This is a genomic window from Gordonia soli NBRC 108243 (assembly GCF_000334455.1).
Classification (GTDB): Bacteria; Actinomycetota; Actinomycetes; order Mycobacteriales; family Mycobacteriaceae; genus Gordonia; species Gordonia soli.
This window is the reverse complement of the sequence record NZ_BANX01000036.1, coordinates 30,460-50,911: the sequence shown is the minus strand read 5'-3', so window position 1 is coordinate 50,911 and position 20,452 is coordinate 30,460. Positions and strand designations below refer to the sequence as shown.

Sequence of the window (20,452 nt, the reverse complement as noted above, 5' to 3'; positions counted from 1 at the left end):
CCCTTGCCCGGCTCAGTAGGACTTGGCGAACCCGAGCACGTTGTCGACGTATTCCATCGAGTTGTTGTATCGGAGGATGGCCGAGACCTGGGCGGCGGCGGTGCTGAGATCGAGGTGGTCGTCGCACAGGTAGCGCCCGGTCGCCAGGGCTGCGTCGTAGATGTTCTGCGGATCGGCCTTGCCGTCGCCGTTGCCGTCGGCGCCGTACTTCTCCCAGGTCGCCGGGATGAACTGCATCGGACCGACCGCGCGGTCGTGCACCGGATCACCGTCGATGCTGCCACCGTCGGTGTCGGTGATGACCTCGTTGCCGGCAAGCGAGCCGTCGAGAGTCGGGCCGTAGATCGGGGTGCGCAGCGTGCCCTTGGCGTCCGCGTCACCGTTGTTGGCGTGATGCGACTCGACCTTGCCGATGCCCGCGATGAGCGTCCAGCCGATCCGACAGCCGGGGCTCGACTTGTCGACGGAGTCGGCGGCCGCGCGGTACGCCTGGTAGTTGATGGCCGGGACCGCGCCACTGGCGACGCTGGGGGGCGGCGGGGGCGGCGGTGCCTGACGGATCGGGGCGGGCGGCTGGGAGACCTTGCGCACGGTGGCGTCGGTGGTGTCCGGTCCTGCGGGCCCACCGGTCGCTGGGCTCCCCGAACCGATCTTCTCGGGTGTGGTGTCGGCGGCGGGGTGCGCGGCCGGGGCCGGCGAGGTGAGACTCGGGCCGGCCTCGTTGGCACCTGCGGCCGCGGCTCCGGCGAGCACTCCGACCGGGACCAGCGCGGTCACCACCCACGGGGACCGTTTCTTCCGCTGCTTCGAATGCTTACCCACGTCTGCACACCACCGATTCACATCGCGTCGAACTGAATTACTCGATCTCCGGCCCGACACGAGTCCGGCAGAAATCCGGGCCCGACCGTACATGAGTTCGTGAGCGTGCTGTTATCTATCCGTTACATACTCTGAGCGTTTGCTGAGCAATGCCGGGGAAGCCGCTGGTCATTAGGCATCTGTCGGGGCCTGTGTGAGACGTCCCACGAGTAGGGCGGAATGTCCGTTTCGGGGTGCGAGTTGGGTGGTGTCGGCGCCGACAGCTCGATGGGGTGGGAGTACCGCCAGCTCAGTTGGGTCGGAGCACCGACAGCGAGGTGCCCTGGGTGAGCACGATGTAGCCGTCGACGACCTGCGTCGTGCCGATCACGGGGAGTTCCCATCGCACCGACCCGCGACGCGCGTCGAAGGCCGTCAGCTGGTTCGGGTTGGCGAACACCAGGGTGTCGCCGGACGAGCCCACGCAGCGGAGCTGATCCAAGTTGGTGTCGGGACTGTCCAGCGACGGGACGCCGAACGTGCCGATCCGATTGCCATCCGCGAGGTCGTAGACCACGCGGGAACGGTCCTTGAGGGCAAAGGCCACATCGCTGCCACATGGGCGGGTGTTGGCCTTCGAGAGTTCCGGATCGGTGATCTGCCACAACGCCTCGGAGTCCGCCGGATCGCGCATCTCGTACCGTCCCTGGCCTGCCTGGATCTGCGCCGCGCCGACGCCGGTCAGCACCGGCAGGACGGTGGGTCCCGGCACGACGCGCAGTCCACGTCCCGACCACACCGGCTTGTCGGTGAGGGAACCGTTGCTCAGGCCGTACGTGTCGGTGTGTTCGTCGCCGAACTCGTTGTGCTGGACGGTGATACCGCTCGGGTACACGGTGATCTCGCAGACCGAACAGGCCACCCGGTCGGCGCCGGTGCGGGGGTCGACGACGAACTCGGAGCCGTCGACCGTGGAGATCACCACGACCCCGTACTCCACCCGCGCCGCTGCGGCCGCAGCGAAGGTGCGGTTCCACAGGGTCTTACCCGCAGGCGTGCGCACCGAGACGCCGTACCCCGCCTGGTCGATGCGCAGGAATGCCGACCCGAGGCCCACGACGTCCGCAGTGTCGTCCAATGGCGACCGCGATCGCGGCGTGCCGTCGTCGTCGACCACGTAGAAGCCGTCGGGCACGGTCCCGACCTTGACCGCGCAGCCGACGGTCCCGGTGCTGTCGAAGGCGCATCCGCCGAGACCCGAGATGACCGGCTTGTCCCACAGCGGGGCCCCGGTCCGACGATCGACGGCCAGGAAGGCGCGTCCGATACCGGACGGGTACGCGAGCAGCCAACTCTCCTGCCAGGTGTCGACGACCTGGATGTCGGTGTCGGCGCCGAAACCCGGGAGTGTGTCGCTCGACTGGGTCCACGCCACCGCCGGTGCATTCGGATAACTACGGAGCAGCCCCGATTCGTAGGAGTCCGGGGTGTCGGGAGTGCCCATGGCGAGCACCACTCCCACGCAGGCGATCAGCGCTGCGACCAGCACGATGGAGACCGTGCCGATGCCGAACGGCAGACGCCGGGCGGCGCCGGTGACGGACGACAGGACGGACATGGCTATCAGTGAATCATGTGATGGCACTGACACCTGTCATCCGACCGACAGGGGCCGAACGACAGGGGTCGAGAACGGTGGGCGGTGCGGGTGATCGAGCGAGGACGCGAACTCAGACGGCGGCCAGGCCGCGACGGTAGTCGGCCGGACTCATTCCGCGATGCCTCTTGAAGGCGGCACTCAACGCGAACGGGGTGCCGTAGCCGACCCGAGCGGCGATCGCGGCCAGCGTCGAGCCGCTGTCGGCGAGGAGTTCCGACGCGACCGACACCCGCCAGTTCGCGAGATATCCCATCGGTGGCTCGCCGACGAGTTCGGTGAACCGTCGGGCCAGCACGGCTCGGGACACGCCGGTCGCCGATGCCAGTGAGGCCACCGTCCACGGCCGCTCGATGTTGTTGTGGAGCAACCGGAGTGCGTGTCCGACGATGGGATCGTTGTGCGCGGCGTACCACGCCGGTGTCTGGGCCTGTCCCGACTCCATCGACCGGCGCAGGGCGGTGACCAGGATCAGGTCGAGGAGTCGGTTGAGGACCGCCTCCTGGGCCGGTGCGTCGCGGACGATCTCGAGTTCCATCATCGCGATGAGCGGATCGTCGGTGAGGTCGACCACGGTGAGCCGATCCAGTGCGGAGAGCAGGCGCCGGCCGACCTCGCCCAAGAGGTAGGCGCCGATGAGCATCACCGAGTCGGCGGTCGTCTCGCCGGTCGCGTTGCCCCACGACCGCACGCCGAGCGACATGGGTTCGGCGACGCTGTAGGTGCCGGTGGGGTCGTAACAGTCTCCGCGAGCGTCGATGTGGGCGACGAGCGGTGAGTCGACGGCGTCGCCGATCGTGTAGTGATGGGTGCCGCGGAACAGCGCGACCTGACCCGGGGTGATCTCGCGGTGTTCGCCGTCGTCGTAGGTCACCAGCAGGGTGCCTCGGGTGACGGCCACGACCGTCATCGGCGACTCGTCCTCGATCCGGACCGCCCATGGCTCGGTCATGACCATCCGCAACAACATCGCCTGCTGTGCGCGCGGGCCGTTGAGAAGACTTCCGAGGGCGTCCATGAGCGAGACGCTACGCGATTGTCGAGACGTTCACGTATGTAATCGAGCGGATGATCGATGGATCGTCTCGCTGGTCCGGGCTGTACTGGGTCCATGACAACGCCAGGAACCACCACACCCCAGAACCACGACACCGCCGCCGGTCCGATCCTCGTGGTCGGCGCGACCGGTAAGACCGGCCGCCGGGTCGCCGACATCCTCGACGCCCGGGGCATCGCGAACCGCCGGGCCAGCCGATCGAGCGCCACCGCGTTCGACTGGTCGGACCGCTCCACCTGGGCGCCCGCGCTCGACGGTGTGGTCGCCGCCTACATCACCTACCAACCCGACCTCGTCGTGCCTGCCGCGCTCGGCGACATCGGCGAGTTCGTCCGGTTGGCCGATGCCGCCGGCGTCCGACGGCTGGTCCTGCTCGCCGGTCGCGGCGAGGCGGAGGCCGACGCCGCGGGGCGTGTCGTCCACGATGCCGCTGCCGAATCCACGGTGCTCTCCTGCGCCTGGTTCGATCAGAACTTCAGCGAGGGCCCGTTCGCCGAAGAACTCGCACAGGGGTCCCTGACGCTGGCGGTCGCGCCTGTGGGTGAGCCCTTCATCGACACCGACGACATCGCCGAGGTGGCGGTCGCAGCTCTGGTCGACACGACCGAGGGAATCAATCCGCACGCGGGTCAGACCTACGAGCTCACCGGTCCGCGCCTGCTGACCTTCGCCGATGCGGCAGCCGAAATCGCCACGGCACAGGGCCGACACATCGAGTACACCGCGGTCCCGCCGGAGGTCTATCGCGGCATCCTGTTGGAGGTCGGGGTACCGGAGCCCGAGGTGGATCTGATCCTGACCCTGCTCGGGACGTTGTTCGACGGACGCAACGCCTCGGTCACCGGCGACGTCGAGCGGGTGCTCGGTCGGCCTGCGCGTGACTTCGCCGACTACGCAGCCGATGTGGTGCGCGGGGGTGCGGTGGCATGAACGACGTCAAGGGAGTCGTGCTGGTCCTCGCCATCACCACGGTCGGTCTCGCCGCCGGCTTGTTCGCAGCCTTCGCCTACTCGGTCATGCCCGGCCTCGATCGCTCGAATCCCGCTGCGGCCGTCCAGGTCATGCAGCGCATCAACGTCGCGATCCTCAACCCGGTGTTCGCGGTCGTCTTCGCCGGCGGGCTCGTCTTCGCCGGACTGGTGGTCGTGCTCTGGTGGGGCACGGGATTGCGGTGGTGGGCCGTCGCGGCACTGGCGCTCTACATCGTCGGGATGCTGGTCACCTTCGCGTGCAACGTGCCGCTCAACAATCGGCTCGATGCGGCGGGCGATGTGACCGTCGCCGACGCGGCGCGGATCTGGTCGGATTTCACCGTCCCGTGGGTGCGATGGAACATCGTCCGCGGGGTGGCGCAGATCGGCGCGGTGATGGCACTGGCGGGAGGGCTGGTCCAGCAACTCCGGTGAGCAACAGAGGCGTCACGGGCCCCATGACATCGGTCATGGGGCCCGTGACATGTGCCGTGATCGCGCCACAGCATCAGATCTGGGGCATCAGCTCTGGGTGAGCGCCGGACGGATGACGTCGGCGAATGGGACCAGCGGGCGGCCCACCAGGGTGACGAGATCGTCGGAGTCCGAATCCAATCCGCCGATGGCTGCTCCCGCGTCGGAATCGGCGAGCACTCCGGCGAAACCCTCGGGGAGCCCGGCCTTCACCAGGGCCGCGGCGTAGTCCTGCTGCGGCAGGTTCTCGTAGCGCACCGGCGTGCCGCCGATCTCGGCGAAGGTGGCCGCGATGTCGGCGTACGTGAGGTGTTGGGTGCCCGCCAGTTCGTAGACGGCGCCCGGATCGGCGCTCACGAGCGCTGCTGCCGCAGCCGCGGCGTAGTCGGAACGCGCTGCGCCGGCGACCTTTCCATCTCCAGCACTGCCGTAGAACACCCCGAGTTCGAGCGCGGTCGGTGCCGAAGCGGCGTAGTTGTCCCAATACCAACCGTTACGGAGCAGAACGAAGGGCACGCCGGACGCCGCGAGTGCCTTCTCGGTGGCCAGGTGCTCCTGCGCCAGCAGCAACGGGGAGGAGTCTGCCCGCAGGATGCTGGTGTACGCGACGAGGCCGACCCCGGCGGCGGCTGCGGCATCGACGACCGCGGTGTGCTGTGCGACGCGTGCGCCGACCTCCGAGCCGGAGATGAACAGCAGTTTGTCGACTCCGGCGAAGGCAGCGTCCAACGAGGGGCGGTCGGCGTAGTCCGCGACCCGGATCCCGATGCCCTTCGCCTCGAGGTCGGCGGCCTTGGCGGCGTCCCGCACCACGGCGACGATGTCGCGCGGGGCGACCCCGCGGTCGAGGAGCGCGGTGATCGATGCGCTTCCGAGTCCGCCGGTGGCTCCGGTCACGGCGTAGGTGGTCATGTCTTCTCCCTTGTGTCTGGTTCCGAGATCCCTGTCGTCGATCCCGACGTTCCGTCGGAGCCGCGCAGTGCGCGGCTGCCGAGCAGTTCCGTTTCAGTATGCACTTACTATTGATAAGTGCATACGTGATGATTAGCACATGCCGAGCTGTGCGTCTACACTCGAACTCATGAGCGGTCCGATCTCCGGGGAGGGTGCGATGGTCGACGAAGTCGACGCCGCCGGGGGACCCGACTCCGGGGCGCTGGACCCCGGTCTGGAAGCAGACGTCTTCGCGCGGAACTGTCAGTCGCGGGACATCCTGCAGAACGTGACCAGCCGGTGGGGATTGCTGGCGCTGGCAGCGCTGAACGAGGGGGAGCTCAGGTTCAGCGCCCTACGGCGCCGGGTCGACGGCGTCAGTGAGCGGATGCTGTCGGTGACATTGCAGACGCTCGAGCGTGACGGCTTCGTCCGCAGGTCCGTGCTGCAGGACATCCCGCCGAAGGTGGAGTACTCGCTGACCGACCTCGGTCGTACGGTTGCAGTTCAGTTGATGGGGCTGATCGAGTTCGTGGAGTCGCGGGTCGACGAGGTCGCCGACGCACGCGACTCTTACGACGAGCGGCGTCGGGACAGCTGACCGTCAGCGTGCCGCCGGGGTGCTCGACCCACCTGCGGTGAGTGTCGCGACCACGCCGCGGATCGCTTGTACGGCAGGTCGGATGGAGATGGTCGGGTCGACGGCGCGTTGCACGCCGAGCCCGAAGGTGGTGGCCACGATGAGGTCGGCGAACTCCGAATAGGTGCGGTCCGATTCGTCGGCCAGGCCGAGTCGCGCGCCGACGCCCCGGAGGGCGGTGACGATGGCATCGTGCATGCCGCCGTGCAGCGAGCCGATCATGCGGGTCAGCTCCACATTGCCGCGCGAGACCACGGCGAACTCCATCTCCAGCATCGTCCAGCCGACGTCGCCGACGGTGCGCTCCAGCCAGTCCTCGATGTCGGCGAGCAACTCGTCGATGTCCCGATCGGCCGCGATGATCGAGCGGACCTCGCCCAGCTTGGTGTCGTGAATGGCCTCGAGGACCTCGCGACACAGCGTGGGTTTGTCGCGGAAGTTGGAGTACACCGCGCCCTTCGAATAGCCGGCGTCCTCCGCGATCTGTTCGAGACTCGTCGGCGCATACCCGTCCCGGAGGAACCGGGCGCGCGCGGCGGCGAGGATGTCGGCGCGCGTCGCCGCCTGCCGTTCTGCCCTGGTGATGCGCGCCATGTCGCCGATGATACGAGAGACGAGCGTTGACATACCACCAGTATCCAAATACCGTCGGTATTTGAAATCTGACGGCGAGGGCAGGAGCAGCAACGATGGTGGTACGACAGGATCGGCCGATCTCTGGATCGGTGGTGGTGATCACGGGGGCGGCCCGTGGGATCGGGGCCGCGACCGCCGAGCTCTTCGCGGCGCAGGGCGCGGATGTGTGGATCGGGGATGTCGACCTCGCGGAGGCCGAGACGACCGCCGCATCGATCGCCCGTGCTCGGGCTGCTCGACTCGACGTCACGGATGTGTCGTCGTGGCAGGACTTCCTCGGGAGCGTGCTTCAGGAGTCGGGCCGCGTCGACATCCTGGTCAACAACGCGGGTGTGATGCCCCTGGGCCCCTTCGAGGACGAGACCGACGAGGTCACCGACCTGATCCTGGACGTCAACGTCCGCGGCGTGCTCAACGGGATGCGCGCGGTCCTACCGGGCATGCTCGACCGCGGCGACGGCCGCATCGTCAACGTCGCCTCGATGGCCGGCATGATCCCGATCCCCGGGATGGTCACGTACAACACCAGCAAGTTCGCTGCGCTCGGTGCATCGTTGGCCGCTCGACGCGAGTACGCGGGAACCGGGGTCGTCGTCTCGGTGGTGCTGCCGTCGGCGGTTCGAACCGAACTGGCGTCGGGAGCCCGGCTCGGTGGCGGGATGCCGACGGTCGACCCCGCCGATGTCGCTGCCGCGATCGTCCACATCGCTCGTACCGGAGCCCGGCGGGTGTCGGTACCCCGGTGGGTGGCGCCGGGATGGTCCGCTGTCGCCGCGGCCGTCCCCGAGATCGTGGAACGCCTGGCGCGCAGGCTGATCGACGATCGTCGGGCTCTGACCTCGATCGACGCGGACAGCCGTCGCGCGTACTCGGATCGCCTGAGTCGTCAGGTCGCTGCCCATCATGTGGCGCGGATCGACGCCGGGGAGTCGCGATGACCGGCACCGCAGTCGTGATCGGTTGTGGTGGCACCATCGGCGGTGCCTGGGTGGTCGCGGCCCTGCATGCCCTGGCTGACCAGACCGGCCTGGATCCTCGCGATGCCGATGTGCTGCAGGGCACCTCGGCCGGCGCCGAGCTGGTGACGATGCTGGGCAGCGGGATCGGTGTCGACGAACTGGTCGCGATGCAGCGCGGCACCGCAACGGATTCACGTCTGCGAGCACACGTCGCCGCCACGCCGTCCGGCATCCCACCGGTACCCCGGCTTCCGCTGCTCGCTCCCGCTCTGCTGCGCCGCCGTTCGGGGCATGCGGCACTGACCGGGATGGCGCCGACCGGGCGTGGCGACGCGTCGTGGTTGCAGCGTCTCGCCGATGGGATGGGCGCTACCGGCGGCGGTGAGTGGTTGCCGCATGGCGGGGCGCGGATGGTCGCCTACGACGTGCGATCAGGTGATCGCGTGGCCTTCGGTGCACCGGGCGGACCCACCGTGTCGGTGGGCGAGGCGCTGCGGGCGTCCTGGGCGATCCCGGGCTGGATGCCGCCGGTCGCCGTCGACGGTCGGCTGTTCGTCGACGGGGGTGCGGCATCGACCGCATCAGTCGACCTGGTGAGTGCTGCCGACGCACACACCGTCTACGTGATCGCGCCGATGGCCTCGGCTGTCGGGGAACGGGTTCCGGGTGTCGGCGGTGCCGTCGAGGATCGGTTGCTCCGGCGGCCGATGTCCGCGGGGCTCGCCGCCGAGATCGAGACCGCCCGCGCGCGGGGGCAGACGGTGATCCCCATCCTGCCGACCACGCAGGATCTCCGGGGACTCGGTGCGAACTTCATGCGACGATCTCATCGGGTGGATGCCTTCGGGTCGTCGATGCGAACTGCCCCGCACACGGTCCGAGCCGCGTTGTCGCGGAGTGGGGTCGGCGCATGAGCGGGACTGCGCGGGAGCCTCGTGTGGTGATCGTCGGTGCCGGCGTCGCCGGGATCACCGCGCTGCACGTCTTCCGCCGTCGTGGCTTCTCCGATGTCACCGTGCTCGAAAAGGGTTCCGATGTCGGTGGGGTCTGGCACTGGAACCGGTATCCGGGGCTCACGTGCGATGTCCCGTCGCAGCTCTACCAATTCGGTTTCGCGCCCAAACCCGACTGGTCGCACATCTGGGCGTCGGGCACGGAGATCCAGCGATACCACCGGGCGGTGGTCGACGATCTGGGGCTCGATCGGTTCATTCGACTCGACACCGAAGTGGTTGCCGCACAGTGGAATGATTCGGAGTCGACGTGGATCGTGACGATCGCCGGCGGCGAATCGATCGTCGCCGACGTCCTGGTCTGTGCAACCGGCGTACTGCACCATCCTGCTGTTCCGGACATTCCCGGGCTGGACGACTTCGCGGGCGAGGTGGTGCACACCGCGCGGTGGCCGGACGGGTTGGAGACCGACGGGCGTGACATCGCCGTCGTCGGAACGGGGTCGACCGGCGTGCAGGTGGTGTCGGCGTTGGTCGGTGGCGCGTCGACGATCACCCATTACGTCCGCTCGCCGCAGTGGATCCTGTGGGCTCCGATGTCGTTGCGGCAACTCGCCGCGGTCGGTTCCCTGTTGCATCGCTTCCCCGGCGTCCATGATCGGCTGTATCGGATTCTCCTGTGGGGCTCCGGAATTCTTGCCGACATCACGACCCGGCCATCGTGGCGACGACGTGCGGTGCAGGCATACGCGCGACTCTCGCTGCGGGTCGGTGTGCGCGATCGGGAGCTGCGGGCCCGACTCACGCCGACGGACGAGCCGCTGTGCAAGCGTCAGGTCGTTTCGGGGACGTATCACCGTGCCATCCAGCGACCGAATGCGGAGCTGGTGACCGAGAAGATCATCGAGGTCACGCGGACCGGCATCTGCTCCGCCGACGGAACCACGCGGGACGTCGACATCATCGTGCTGGCAACGGGGTTCGAGGCGCACAACTACATGCGGCCGATGGAGATCGTCGGTCGGGTCGGGCGGACGTTGGCGCAGGAGTGGTCGGCAGGGCCGCGCGCGTACCGGATGACCGCCATCCCTGGCTTCCCGAACCTCTTCACCGTGCTCGGGCCGAACTCGCCGACCGGGTCGATCTCGCTGCAGTACACCTCCGAGCTGACGGCCGAGTACATCGCGCAGTGGCTCGATCGTTGGCGGGCCGGGGAGGTGCGGTCGATCGAGGTGACCGACGAGGCCACGGACGCCTTCAATGCCGACGTGGCAGCGGCGATGGGGCCGACGGTGTGGAACACCGGATGCAACTCCTGGTACTTCAGCGAAGGCGGCAGCATCGACCTGTTCCCGTACGACCGTGCGCGATTGACCGCGATGCTCTCGGTACCGGATCCGAGCGACTTCCACCTGAGGTGATCCGCGTCGATCGTGCGCTCTGATTCGTTGACCGTGCGCTCGAAAGCGTTGATCGTGCAGGTTGCTCGACCGCGGGTGCGTCCTGTCGATCGCGCCCTGTTCCGTGAACAGGCCGCTCGCACCGGTGGCGGTCTCGGGATTTCTGACACTGGAGCGGCTGGTGCTGTGGGTATTCCACAGCGCGGCTCGCTCGGGTGTCAGAGATCCGGCTTGGGCGGCCGCAAGGGGCACGCTCGACGACGGCTCAACGCAGCCGGGCGCACGAGGGACGAGCCAGGGCGCACGGTCGACGACTTCAAGCGCACGGTCGACGGGCCGGTGGTCGGTCGACAACAGCTCAGAAGAGCTGTCCCAGATAGAACTCGGTCTCCTGGTCGTCTGCGCACAGTGCCATGATCCCGTAGGGCTGCGGGTCAGGATCGGTGATCACCCGACCACCGGCGTCGCGGACGCGCTGCACGGCAGCGTCGATGTCGGCTACATTCCACATGGGCACGGCCACTTCACGATCCGCGCCGCCGGCGATCCCGACCTGCGGGTGGACGTCGTCGGCCTCCCAGCCGTCGGCCATCCGTCCTGCGGTGAACTCCCAGCCGAGCACCGATCCGTAGAAACGGCGGAACCGCTCGCTGTCGCGGGTACTCACGGTCAGGTACGACATCTCGCCGACTCCGCTCGGGTGCTGATCGAGTCGGGCGTCGCCGGGGTCGGGAACGTACACCGCGAAGGCGACCCCGGCGTCGTCGACCGCATCGAGGACAGTGCGTCCGTTGCGCGTGACAGCCTGTTCGGCACGGCCCCCCGCCGCGACGATCCGCTCGCGGGCAGCATCGAGGTCGTCGACGGCGTAGGCGCCGAACAGTGTTCCCGGACCGTCGGATTCGACGACGCCGAGCGGATGGCCGACGTTGGTGACCCGCCGGGTGGCCTCGTCGTACTCCCAGCCGAGGACGGCGCCGTAGAAGGCGACGGCGCGCTCGACGTCGGGGGTGTTCAGGGACATGTACCCGACATCGCCGGCTCGGACGGTCGATGGTGGGGGCGTCGCCGACGGTCCGGTCAGCATCCACCGATGGCCGAACGGGTCGATGATCGTGGCCCCACGGGTGCCGTAGCCCTCGTAGGGTTCTCGCTGGATGGTGGCGCCCCCACGGCGAGCGGTCTCCAGCGCGCTATCTGTGTCGGCGACCGGGAGCATCAAGCTCACCGACACGTGGCCCGGAGCCGGCCCGGTCAGTCCGATGTCGGCGAACTCGTCGGCGATATAGATGACGCCGCCGCCGATCTCGAGCTCGGCGTGACCGATGCGGTCATCGTCCATCACGATCGGCTCGCCGCGCAGGCGCGCCCCCAGACTGGCGACATACCAGTCGATGGCGTCGCGGGCGCCGGCCACGGTCAGGTAGGGAAGCGCCCCTGGTCGCTCGACGACCTCGGTCGCGGTGTCCGGGCTGGTCGACGCGCCGACCGGTGTATCTGTCTCTCGTGTCTCGATGGTGGTGCTGCTCATGACGACTCCTCTCGGCAGGGTCGCACCGCGCTCGAGTCGATCGCGCAATGAACGCGCGAACTCGGAGTCCGGTGCGAGCGGTTCGGGGGTTCGCAGATCGGAGGCGCGCAACGCGGTGAACGGGTCTGCCGCACCGCTGAACTCGGTGCCGTCGTGCGTGCTCATGCGCGTCCTCCTCTCGTCGCGGTCCGGGCGTCGGTGTCCGGATAGGCCGCGCGGAACGCCCGCTTGGCCCGCGTGAGCAGCGCCTCGGTCGCGCCGACCGTCCGATCGAGGAGTTCGGCGCATTCACCGACCGGCAGATCGTCGACATAGCGGAGGGTCAGTACCGCCCGATGGGTCGGTGACAACTGGCCCAGCGTGTGGTGCGCGACCATCCGGTCGAGGTGGACGTCCCAGGGGTCGTCTCCCGGCTCGGGGAGTTCCTCCACGGGTTCCGGCGTGCGCTGCATCCGACGCCAGTGGTCGGCGAGCTTGTGCCGGGCGACGCCGATGAGCCAACCGACATGCGGTGCAACCGTGTCGTCCTTGCGCACGGTGTCCATCGCCGCCAGGAAGGTCTCCGAGGTCAGGTCCTCGGCAACGCGACGGTCCGAGCAGCGTCGGAAGACGTAGCCGTACACCGCGGGCAGTGCTTCGTCGTAGCACGCCAGCAGTGCCTGCGCTCCGGTCTCCGGCGCACCCGGTTGTTCGCCGCTCACACCATCATCGTCGTGCGCGAACGTCATTTTCCGACGCCTGTTCGCAAGAAACTTTCAGCCGGTGTAGAAGTGCCTGGTCAGCCGCGTGCGCCCACCGGGCGTCGGGTGAGTTCGGCGACGGCGTCGGCCAACGCTCGGGGCTGGTCGAGGGAGACGAACGTCCGCGAACCGGGGATCTCGGTGAAGGTCGCCTGCTCGAAGACCTCGGCCAACCGCTTGCCCAGCGCCGGGCGGAATGCGCGGTCGTCGGAACCCCACATCACCGACACCGGGGCGGTGACCTTCGACAGTCGGGGCGTGATGGCGGCGAGGTCCGTCGGCCGGAGCGCGCGGAGGAGTGCCGACAGGTCGTCGCGGATCCGGGAGTCGGTGCGCAGCGGTTCGAAGACCGACTTGGTCAGCGCGGGATCGGGGTCGGTGACCAGTAGGCCAACGCCGAGGGCCGAGTGACGGATCGCGCGGACCTGCAGCGGTCCGGCCACCAGTGGGCGGAGCGCCCATGGCTGCTTCAGCAAGGCGAAGACCACCGGGAACGGTTGGGGCGGGAACTTCTCGAACGCGTCGCAGTTGGTGAACAGGACACGGGCGGCGAGATCGGGGTCGGCATCGAGCGCGAACTGACAGAGGGCGCCGCCCGTGTCGTTGCCGACGAGGGTCACGTCGGAGAGGCCGAGGGTCGAGATGAACTCTCCGATCAGTGCGGCCGCGCCACGTGGACTCCGATCGGCGTCCGGACCCCACGGGATGCGATGCGCGCCGAGGGGGAGTGTCGGTGCGTAGCAGCGGTATCCGGCCGCCGCGAGCAGCTCGGCGGTCGGCTCCCACAGACGGTGGTCGACGGCGACACCGTGCACGAAGACCACCGGTGGGTGGGCGGAGTCGTCGGGGCCGTACGTCGCGTACTCGATGGTCCCGGACGGCAGTTCGATGGTCTGCAGCGTGGTCGTCATGATCTCGTTGACCTCTCGGATAGGCTTTGTCGGGAACTTACGAACACTCGGTATGGAAGTTACGTGCAATCTGTATGGAAGTCAACGGTGTGAGATGAACGCTGCTCGTCGCACACAGGCCGAACGAACCGCGGCGACCCGCGCGGCGTTGATCGCTGCCGGACGCAGGCTCTTCGGTGAACACGGGTACGCCGACGTGGGCACCCAGGCCATCGTCGAGGCGGCCGGGGTCACCCGCGGTGCGCTGTACCACCAGTTCACCGACAAGCAGGGGCTCTTCGCGGCGGTCTACACCGACCTCGAGAAGGAGATCACCGAGCGCATCGCGGCCGAGGTCGGCGAGATCGTGCTCGACGATCCGGTCGCGGCGCTCCGGGCCGGGATACGGGTCTTCCTGCGGGCCTTCGCCGACCCCGCCGCACACCTCATCGGGCTCGTCGACGCGCCGGCTGTGCTGGGGTGGAAGGAGTGGCGGGATCGTGGTGAAGAGTTCGGGTTCGCGCTCGTCGAAGGGTTGCTGCAGGCGGCCATCGCCGTCGGGCAGATCCCCGACCAGCCGACCCGGCCGATCGCGCACGTGGCCATCGGCGCTCTCGACGAGGCGGCGTTGTTCGTGGCCGCGGCCGACGACACCGAGCTCGCCACGGATCAGGTCGTGCGGGTGATGGACCGCATCGTCGACTCGTTCCTCGGCTAGCGCCGAATCGGTAGAAGTTGTTCCCGGAAAACGGGAACTTCTGCTACGAAATCGACTGGGCGGCCACCAGTTCGGCGCAGCGCTCGCCGACGAGCATCACGGTGATGTTCGGGTTGACCGTGGTGTGTTCGGGGAACACCGACGCGTCGGCGACCCGGAGCCCCGCCACACCTTTCACCCGCAGTTCGGGGTCGAGCGGCGACAGCGCGTCGTCGGCAGCACCCATCCGGGCGGTGCCGACCGGGTGATAGACGGTGTTGTGGGTACGTCGGACGTAATCGGCCAGCTCGGCATCCGACGTCGTGTCCGGGCCGGGGTACAGCTCGCGGGCCACCCACTCCGACAGCGGTGCGGCCGCGGCGATCTCGCGAGCCCTGCGGAGGCCGGCGATCATGATGCGCATGTCGTAGCCCTCGGCATCGGTGAAGTACCGGGGGTCGACCCGCGGTTTGTCACGGAAGTCCCGTGATCGCAGCCGAACCGTGCCGCGGGACCGCGCATGCGTGACATTCGGTGTGAGACAGAAGGTGTTCTCGCTCGTCGGGTAACCCTGTCGCAGCGTGTGCATGTCGAACGGCACACTGCCGTAGTGCATCATCAGGTCGGGACGGTCGAGCCCGTTGTCGACGGTCGTGAAGATGCCCGCCTCCCACCACTGGGTCGATTCGGTGATCATCGGGCGCGTGGTCTCGAATCCGATGACCCCCTCGGGATGATCCTGCAGGTGTGCCCCGACACCCGGCGAGTCGACGAGCACGTCGATACCGTGCTCGGCCAGATGGTCGGCCGGCCCGATCCCGGAGAGCATCAACAGCTTCGGGGTGTCGATGGCCCCGGTGGAGACGATCACCTCGCGGTTCGCGCGGATGGTGGTCGTGCGCCCGAAGGCGTTGTCGGTGATGTCGACACCCACCGCGCGCGGGCCCCCGTCGACGGTCTCGGTAACGATCCGCTTCGCCCACGACCCGGTCCGGATGGTCAGATTCGGGCGGTCGAGATTGGGGTGCAGGTAGCTCACCGACGACGACGACCGGACGCCGTCGGGACGTCGATTGATCTGGAAGAAGTTGGCGCCGTTGACGACCGTCGATCCGCTGTTGAACTCGGTCCGCGGGATGCCGACCGCCTCGCACGCGTCCAGCACCGCGACGCCGCACGGATCGTCGGGCGGCACCGTCATCAGATGCACCGGACCGCTGCGACCGTGGTGGTCTCCCGGTGCGTCGTTGGTCTCGATCTGCGGGTACAGCCGGTAGAGCGACTCCGAACCCCACCCGGCGCAACCGTGGTCGCGTTCCCAGGCGTCGAGATCCTCGCGGGGGGCCCAGAACGCGATGCAGCTGTTGTGTGAGCTGCAGCCGCCCAGCACCTTGGCGCGGGCGTGCCGCATGAAGTCGTTGCCGTTCTCCTGCGGTTCGATCGGGTAGTCCCAGTCGTAACCCGACTCGAGCAACTCCATCCAGCGGTCCAGCCGCAGGATCGCTTCGTCACCGACATCCGACGGCCCCGCCTCCAGCAGGCACACCGCCACCGCCGGGTTCTCCGACAGGCGGGACGCCACCGCGGCACCCGCCGACCCACCACCGACGACGACGTAGTCGTAGGTGTCCGTGTCGCTCACTGTGCGCTCCCTCGATCGGCGAACCAGCCGGTGACACCCGGTCGCAGGTTCTCGTAGACATGTTTGGCCTCGCGGTACTCCGCCAGCCCCGACGGTCCCAGTTCGCGGCCGACGCCGGAGTGGCCGAATCCGCCCCACTCCGCCTGCGGCAGATACGGTCCGAAGTCGTTGACCCACACCGTGCCGTGGCGCAGACGCGCCGCGATGCGGCGGGCGCGAGCGGCATCCGACGACCAGACGGCGCCGGCGAGCCCGTATTCGGTGTCGTTGGCGATCGCCACCGCCTGGTCCTCGTCGGTGAAGGTCTCGACGGTCACCGTGGGGCCGAAGGCCTCGTCGTGCACGCATGCCATCGACCGGTCTGCGCGGTCGATGACCGTCGGCAGGTAGAACCAGCCATCGTCGAGCGAGCCCGCCCCGTGGTCGCCGGTGGCGAACGCACCGCCGGTCCGGATGGTCGCGCCGTCGGTGCGGGCCTGCTCGACGTAGGCATGGACCTTGTCGCGATGGGCCCGAGAGATCAGCGGGCCGGTCTCGGTGGCCTCGTCGAAGGGCAACCCGAGGCGGATCTCCTCGGCACGCCGTACCAGTTCGTCGACGAACCGGTCGTGCGCCGACTCCTCGATCACGAGACGCGCTCCGGCAGAGCACACTTGACCGGAGTGCAGGAATGCGGCGTTGAGCGCGTTGTCGACGGACGCGGCGAGTCGCTCGTCGGTGTCGCAGGCGTCGGCGAACACGACGTTCGGGTTCTTGCCGCCGAGCTCGAGTGCGACCTTCTTGACCGTGGCCGCGGCCTCCCGCGCGATTACCCGCCCAGTCGCCAGGCCCCCGGTGAACGAGACGAGATCGACGTCTCGGTGTGACGACAGCGGTGCGCCCGCGGTCGCCCCAGCTCCGAGCACGAGGTTGGCGACGCCGCGCGGCAGGCCGAGGTCGGCGAGCACCCTGGTGATCAGGATCGACGTGTGCGGGGTGAGCTCGGCGGGCTTGAGCACGAACGTGTTGCCGGCGGCCAGGGCCGGCGCGATCTTCCAGGCGGCCTGCAACAGCGGGTAGTTCCAGGGCGTGATGAGGCCGCAGACGCCCACCGGTTCGTAGACGATCCGGGAGTCGGCATCGGGTGACCCGGCATCGACCACGCGTCCCGCATCGTCTGCGGCCAGCTTGCCGAAGTACCGGAAGCAGTTTGCGATGTCGGTCATGTCGAGATCCGACTCATATGGCCGCTTGCCCGTGTCGAGGGTCTCTGCGCGCACGAACTCGTCTCGGCGCGAGTCGATCTCGTCGGCTACACGCAGCAACAGGTCGCCGCGCTCGGCCGCCGGGGTGGCGCGCCAGTCCCCGTCGTCGAATGCTCGCCGCGCCGCGGCGATCGCGGCCTCGGTGTCGGCTGCGTCGGCCTCGGCCACCACGTCGACCAGGGAACCGTCGGCCGGACAATGGATCTCGCGGGTGTCGCCGGTTGTCGACGCACGCCATTCGCCGTCGATGTAGAGGGTGTCGCTCATCGAGCAGGTGTTCCTTCGGGATCGCTGTCGGGTACGTCGACCACGGTATCGGGGTCGTGGTGATCGGTGGCCGCGCGGCGCAAGTGGAGGTAGCCGAGGTGGCGTTCGTACTGGTCGAGGATGTCGCCGATGATCTGCTCGCGGCCGTAGCCGTTGAGGGAGTACCCCTGTGAGCCCTCGGTCAGGTACACCTCGCAACGGAAGTAGCGGTCGTCGGACCGCTGGGTGAGGACCGCATAGGTCGGAGTCGGCGCCGAGACCGGCCACACGCAGTACTCGAAGCCGGGATCGTGGGCGAGGTCGACGAACAGTCGCGGCGAGGGGAGTCCCTCGTTGACCGCCGACTCGTCGACGCGCGCGGTGATGCCCTCCTTGGCGAACTCGTCGGAGACCTCGCGCATCGCCGGGACCACCGACTTGGTGATGAACTTCCGGGTGGCCGTGGCACTCGGATAACGCAGCGTGCCTACCAGTCGCTGTCGCCAGCTCCCGTGTTCGGACACACCTCTCCCCGCGGCGATCACCTTGGGGAGCGTGGTCCGGAAGCTGTCGAGTTTGAACGACTCGTTGCGCACCGCCCGTAGCAGCGACACCCCGATCAGCCCGAGCACGAACGAGAACGGCAGACCCATGATGACGGTCGCCGCCTGGAGCGTGAGGATCGATCCGTCGCCGCCGCCGGCGAACAACATCGACAGCGTCAGCAGACCGATGGCCACCGACCAGAAGATCCGCAACGAGCGCGAGCAGTCGGCCATCGGGTCGGTGAGCTTCGAGGTGAAGTTGCCCATCACCAACGAGCCGGAGTCGGCGCTGGTGACGTAGAACAACAGGCCGGTGATGGTCGCGATGCCGATCAGCAGCGGCGCGCCCGGGTACTGCTCGAGGAGCGAGTAGAAGCCTGCCTCCGGGGTGGAGGCGGTGACGTCGGCGAACTCCTTGTCCCCGCGTGCCACCTCCAGGGCGCTGTTACCGAAGATCGAGATCCACAGCAGGATGAAGCTGAACGGGACGACGAGGACGCCGAAGATGAACTGCCGCAACGTCCGCCCGCGGGAGATCCGGGCAAGGAAGAGTCCGACGAACGGCGCCCAGGCCACCCACCACGCCCAGAAGAACAGCGTCCAGCCGTCGACGAACGCTCGTGCGTCGTTGCCGGGGTTCGGGTTCACCTGATCCCAGGCGAAGGTGTCCAGGGTGCGGTCGAGGAAGGTCGACACGTAGTCGCCCGCGTTCTGTACGAGTCCGTTCAGCAGGAAGTCGGAGCGGCCTGCGACGAGGATGTAGACCAGCAGCAGGATCGCCAGGATCACATTGAGCTCGGACAGTCTGCGGATGCCCTTGTCGACACCCGAGGTCGCCGATGCCGTGGCCATCACGACCGAGAGCACGATCAGACCGATCTGGGCGGCCTTTCCCTGTGGGATGCCGAAGATCTCGTTGAGTCCGAAGTTGAGCTGCACGATGCCGATGCCCAGCGAGGTCGCGATGCCGAAGATGGTGCCGAGGACCGCGGCGACGTCGATCGCGTCGCCCCAGCGTCCCTCGACCCGCCGGCCGAAGATCGGGTAGAGCGCCGCCCGGATGGTCAGCGGCAGGTTGTGGCGGAAGGCGAAGTACGCCAGAGCGCCGCCCATCAGCGCGTACATCGCCCAGCCGGTCACCCCGTAGTGGAAGACCGTCCAGGTGACCGCCTCACGGGCGGCACCGTTGGTCTCCGGTGGACCGGTCGGTGGGGTGAGGAAGTGGGTGACCGGCTCGGCGACCGAGAAGAACATCAGATCGATGCCGATACCCGCGGCGAAGAGCATCGACGTCCAGGTGAACAGGCTGTACTCCGGGCGTGATTCCTCAGGGCCGAGCCGGTACCGCCCGTACTTGCTGACACCGAGGAAGACGACGATGCCGACGATCGCGGTGGCGAGGATGAAATACCACCACCCGAACCAGCGCGAGATGAAGTCCCGGACGTCGCCGATCACCGTCTCCGCGGTGTCCGGCGCGGCGAGCGCCCAGACCGCGAAGGCGAGGACGATGCCCGCCGAGATCAGGAAGACCGGCTTGTTCACCGATCCGCGTCCGGCTTCCGAAAACGTGGTCCCCCCGGATTCGCCCATGAGGAGGAAGTTAGTCCATTACCGACGAAACGGACGCCGATCGCGATGAGTTCGGGCCGCTCGCGGAGTCGGTATCGGTATGGCTACCGCAACGATCTCCAGCATGCTCCTGTCCAGCGACGACCCCGACCGGCTGCGCGACTGGTACGCGTCCGCCTTCGAGGCCACGTTGTCGGCGACCGGCGACGATCCCGGCGATCCGGGCTATCACGTGGTCGACCTCGACGGCTTCTACATCATGTTCGACCGCCGGGACGACGTGAACGGCCCCAATCCGGGCGGCGCGCGGGCCATCCTCAACGTCGAGGTGGACGACCCGCAGGCCACGGCTGCCCGCCTCGACGAGCTCGGCGCGCGCTGGGTCAGCCCGCTCGAGGACCGTGACGGCAGCTGGTTCGGTGTCGTCGAGGACCCGGACGGCAACTGGTTGCAGATCCTGCGGCTCTCCGACGAGGTCGAACAGCAGATGACCGCAGAGCCGACGTCGCCCTTCAGCGGGTTCGCCGTCCGCGACATCGACGAGGCCGCCGCGTTCTACGCGGACGTGCTGGGCATGCGGGTGCTCCGCGGGCCGATGGGCATCCTCGACATCCGCATCAACCGCTCGACCACGGTGATCGCCTATCCCAAGCCCGACCACGAACCCGCCGGCTTCACCATCCTCAATATTCCGGTCACCGACATCGACGCAGCCGTCGACGACCTGGTCGGCAAGGGCGTGGAGTTCGTCCGGTACGACGGGATGGGACAGGACGAGCGCGGGGTCATGCGCGGCAACGGCCCCGACATCGCGTGGTTCACCGACCCCAGCGGAAACGTCCTCTCCGTCCTCCATCCCTGATC

The 20,452-nt window shown here is 68.2% G+C and carries 19 protein-coding genes; 8 read left to right on the top strand and 11 right to left on the bottom strand.

Annotation, left to right across the window (positions count from 1 at the left end):
* Window positions 1-12 precede the first annotated feature (12 nt).
* From GS4_RS21870 to GS4_RS21860, 3 genes are all read right to left on the bottom strand, one after another.
* On the bottom strand, window positions 13-822 hold the full coding sequence (locus GS4_RS21870; protein WP_007624677.1) for a lytic transglycosylase domain-containing protein: 810 nt from the start codon (window positions 820-822) through the stop codon (window positions 13-15).
* Window positions 823-1,111: 289 nt separating this feature from the next.
* Window positions 1,112-2,419: a PQQ-binding-like beta-propeller repeat protein gene (locus GS4_RS21865; RefSeq protein WP_007624675.1), complete on the bottom strand. Its 1,308-nt coding sequence runs from the start codon at window positions 2,417-2,419 to the stop codon at window positions 1,112-1,114.
* Window positions 2,420-2,531: 112 nt separating this feature from the next.
* A complete protein-coding gene (locus tag GS4_RS21860; RefSeq protein WP_007624674.1) occupies window positions 2,532-3,476 on the bottom strand; it encodes an AraC family transcriptional regulator in 945 nt (314 codons plus the stop codon).
* Between the two features lie 93 nt (window positions 3,477-3,569).
* On the opposite strand from GS4_RS21860, the gene GS4_RS21855 reads away from it, so the two are divergent.
* Both GS4_RS21855 and GS4_RS21850 read left to right on the top strand, forming a co-directional pair.
* Entirely contained in the window at window positions 3,570-4,445 is an 876-nt protein-coding gene (locus GS4_RS21855; protein ID WP_007624672.1) for a Rossmann-fold NAD(P)-binding domain-containing protein, read from the top strand.
* Window positions 4,442-4,921, top strand: coding sequence for an anthrone oxygenase family protein (locus GS4_RS21850; protein WP_007624671.1), 480 nt, complete (start codon window positions 4,442-4,444; stop codon window positions 4,919-4,921). Before GS4_RS21855 ends, GS4_RS21850 begins: the two co-directional genes overlap by 4 nt.
* 87 nt (window positions 4,922-5,008) lie before the next feature.
* Here the strand turns inward: GS4_RS21850 and GS4_RS21845 are convergent, their stop codons facing one another.
* Window positions 5,009-5,872, bottom strand: coding sequence for an NmrA family NAD(P)-binding protein (locus GS4_RS21845; protein WP_007624670.1), 864 nt, complete (start codon window positions 5,870-5,872; stop codon window positions 5,009-5,011).
* Window positions 5,873-6,071: 199 nt separating this feature from the next.
* On the opposite strand from GS4_RS21845, the gene GS4_RS21840 reads away from it, so the two are divergent.
* Entirely contained in the window at window positions 6,072-6,494 is a 423-nt protein-coding gene (locus tag GS4_RS21840; protein ID WP_007624668.1) for a winged helix-turn-helix transcriptional regulator, read from the top strand.
* A gap of 3 nt (window positions 6,495-6,497) precedes the next feature.
* Here the strand turns inward: GS4_RS21840 and GS4_RS21835 are convergent, their stop codons facing one another.
* Window positions 6,498-7,160 carry a TetR/AcrR family transcriptional regulator gene (locus GS4_RS21835; RefSeq protein ID WP_007624666.1) on the bottom strand — a complete coding sequence of 221 codons (663 nt, stop codon included), beginning with the start codon at window positions 7,158-7,160 and terminating at the stop codon, window positions 6,498-6,500.
* 62 nt (window positions 7,161-7,222) lie between these two features.
* Between GS4_RS21835 and GS4_RS21830 the strand changes: the two genes are divergently transcribed.
* Genes GS4_RS21830 through GS4_RS21820 form a run of 3 tightly spaced genes read left to right on the top strand, consistent with a single transcriptional unit; the run spans window position 7,223 to window position 10,502 of the window.
* Window positions 7,223-8,107, top strand: a complete 885-nt coding sequence (locus tag GS4_RS21830) for an SDR family oxidoreductase (RefSeq protein WP_007624660.1) — start codon at window positions 7,223-7,225, stop codon at window positions 8,105-8,107.
* Complete coding sequence (locus GS4_RS21825; RefSeq protein ID WP_007624658.1) at window positions 8,104-9,042, top strand: patatin-like phospholipase family protein; 939 nt, start codon at window positions 8,104-8,106, stop codon at window positions 9,040-9,042. The genes GS4_RS21830 and GS4_RS21825 overlap by 4 nt, the downstream gene beginning before the upstream one ends.
* Window positions 9,039-10,502, top strand: coding sequence for a flavin-containing monooxygenase (locus tag GS4_RS21820; protein ID WP_007624656.1), 1,464 nt, complete (start codon window positions 9,039-9,041; stop codon window positions 10,500-10,502). Before GS4_RS21825 ends, GS4_RS21820 begins: the two co-directional genes overlap by 4 nt.
* A gap of 337 nt (window positions 10,503-10,839) precedes the next feature.
* On the opposite strand, the gene GS4_RS21815 is transcribed toward GS4_RS21820, so the two are convergent.
* The 3 genes from GS4_RS21815 to GS4_RS21805 form a co-directional block, all read right to left on the bottom strand.
* Window positions 10,840-12,177 (bottom strand): VOC family protein, encoded by a 1,338-nt coding sequence (locus tag GS4_RS21815; protein ID WP_007624654.1) that lies wholly within the window; start codon window positions 12,175-12,177, stop codon window positions 10,840-10,842.
* Complete coding sequence (locus GS4_RS21810; protein ID WP_040511452.1) at window positions 12,174-12,713, bottom strand: RNA polymerase sigma factor; 540 nt, start codon at window positions 12,711-12,713, stop codon at window positions 12,174-12,176. Before GS4_RS21810 ends, GS4_RS21815 begins: the two co-directional genes overlap by 4 nt.
* Window positions 12,714-12,790: 77 nt before the next feature.
* Window positions 12,791-13,663: an alpha/beta fold hydrolase gene (locus tag GS4_RS21805; protein WP_007624650.1), complete on the bottom strand. Its 873-nt coding sequence runs from the start codon at window positions 13,661-13,663 to the stop codon at window positions 12,791-12,793.
* A 94-nt stretch (window positions 13,664-13,757) separates the two neighbouring features.
* Here GS4_RS21805 and GS4_RS21800 point away from each other — a divergent pair, with 94 nt between their 5' ends.
* Window positions 13,758-14,360, top strand: a complete 603-nt coding sequence (locus tag GS4_RS21800) for a TetR/AcrR family transcriptional regulator (RefSeq protein WP_007624649.1) — start codon at window positions 13,758-13,760, stop codon at window positions 14,358-14,360.
* Window positions 14,361-14,403: 43 nt separating this feature from the next.
* Here GS4_RS21800 and GS4_RS21795 read toward each other — a convergent pair whose 3' ends face one another.
* Genes GS4_RS21795 through betT form a run of 3 tightly spaced genes read right to left on the bottom strand, consistent with a single transcriptional unit; the run spans window position 14,404 to window position 19,609 of the window.
* Complete coding sequence (locus GS4_RS21795) at window positions 14,404-15,981, bottom strand: GMC family oxidoreductase (RefSeq protein ID WP_007624648.1); 1,578 nt, start codon at window positions 15,979-15,981, stop codon at window positions 14,404-14,406.
* On the bottom strand, window positions 15,978-17,492 hold the full coding sequence (locus GS4_RS21790) for an aldehyde dehydrogenase family protein (RefSeq protein WP_007624647.1): 1,515 nt from the start codon (window positions 17,490-17,492) through the stop codon (window positions 15,978-15,980). The genes GS4_RS21795 and GS4_RS21790 overlap by 4 nt, the downstream gene beginning before the upstream one ends.
* Complete coding sequence (gene betT / locus GS4_RS21785; RefSeq protein ID WP_007624642.1) at window positions 17,489-19,609, bottom strand: choline BCCT transporter BetT; 2,121 nt, start codon at window positions 19,607-19,609, stop codon at window positions 17,489-17,491. Before betT ends, GS4_RS21790 begins: the two co-directional genes overlap by 4 nt.
* Window positions 19,610-19,688: 79 nt before the next feature.
* Between betT and GS4_RS21780 the strand changes: the two genes are divergently transcribed.
* Window positions 19,689-20,450: a VOC family protein gene (locus GS4_RS21780; RefSeq protein ID WP_040511441.1), complete on the top strand. Its 762-nt coding sequence runs from the start codon at window positions 19,689-19,691 to the stop codon at window positions 20,448-20,450.
* Window positions 20,451-20,452: the final 2 nt, after the last annotated feature.

Excerpts from the sequence above, each read along its gene's own strand:
- GS4_RS21865 (WP_007624675.1), bottom strand. The coding sequence starts at position 2,419 with ATGTCCGTCCTGTCGTCCGTCACCGGCGCCGCCCGGCGTCTGCCGTTC.
- GS4_RS21860 (WP_007624674.1), bottom strand. The coding sequence starts at position 3,476 with ATGGACGCCCTCGGAAGTCTTCTCAACGGCCCGCGCGCACAGCAGGCG.
- GS4_RS21855 (WP_007624672.1), top strand. The coding sequence starts at position 3,570 with ATGACAACGCCAGGAACCACCACACCCCAGAACCACGACACCGCCGCC.
- GS4_RS21850 (WP_007624671.1), top strand. The coding sequence starts at position 4,442 with ATGAACGACGTCAAGGGAGTCGTGCTGGTCCTCGCCATCACCACGGTC.
- GS4_RS21845 (WP_007624670.1), bottom strand. The coding sequence starts at position 5,872 with ATGACCACCTACGCCGTGACCGGAGCCACCGGCGGACTCGGAAGCGCA.
- GS4_RS21840 (WP_007624668.1), top strand. The coding sequence starts at position 6,072 with ATGGTCGACGAAGTCGACGCCGCCGGGGGACCCGACTCCGGGGCGCTG.
- GS4_RS21835 (WP_007624666.1), bottom strand. The coding sequence starts at position 7,160 with ATGTCAACGCTCGTCTCTCGTATCATCGGCGACATGGCGCGCATCACC.
- GS4_RS21830 (WP_007624660.1), top strand. The coding sequence starts at position 7,223 with ATGGTGGTACGACAGGATCGGCCGATCTCTGGATCGGTGGTGGTGATC.
- GS4_RS21825 (WP_007624658.1), top strand. The coding sequence starts at position 8,104 with ATGACCGGCACCGCAGTCGTGATCGGTTGTGGTGGCACCATCGGCGGT.
- GS4_RS21820 (WP_007624656.1), top strand. The coding sequence starts at position 9,039 with ATGAGCGGGACTGCGCGGGAGCCTCGTGTGGTGATCGTCGGTGCCGGC.
- GS4_RS21815 (WP_007624654.1), bottom strand. The coding sequence starts at position 12,177 with ATGAGCACGCACGACGGCACCGAGTTCAGCGGTGCGGCAGACCCGTTC.
- GS4_RS21805 (WP_007624650.1), bottom strand. The coding sequence starts at position 13,663 with ATGACGACCACGCTGCAGACCATCGAACTGCCGTCCGGGACCATCGAG.
- GS4_RS21800 (WP_007624649.1), top strand. The coding sequence starts at position 13,758 with ATGAACGCTGCTCGTCGCACACAGGCCGAACGAACCGCGGCGACCCGC.
- GS4_RS21790 (WP_007624647.1), bottom strand. The coding sequence starts at position 17,492 with ATGAGCGACACCCTCTACATCGACGGCGAATGGCGTGCGTCGACAACC.
- betT (WP_007624642.1), bottom strand. The coding sequence starts at position 19,609 with ATGGGCGAATCCGGGGGGACCACGTTTTCGGAAGCCGGACGCGGATCG.
- GS4_RS21780 (WP_040511441.1), top strand. The coding sequence starts at position 19,689 with ATGGCTACCGCAACGATCTCCAGCATGCTCCTGTCCAGCGACGACCCC.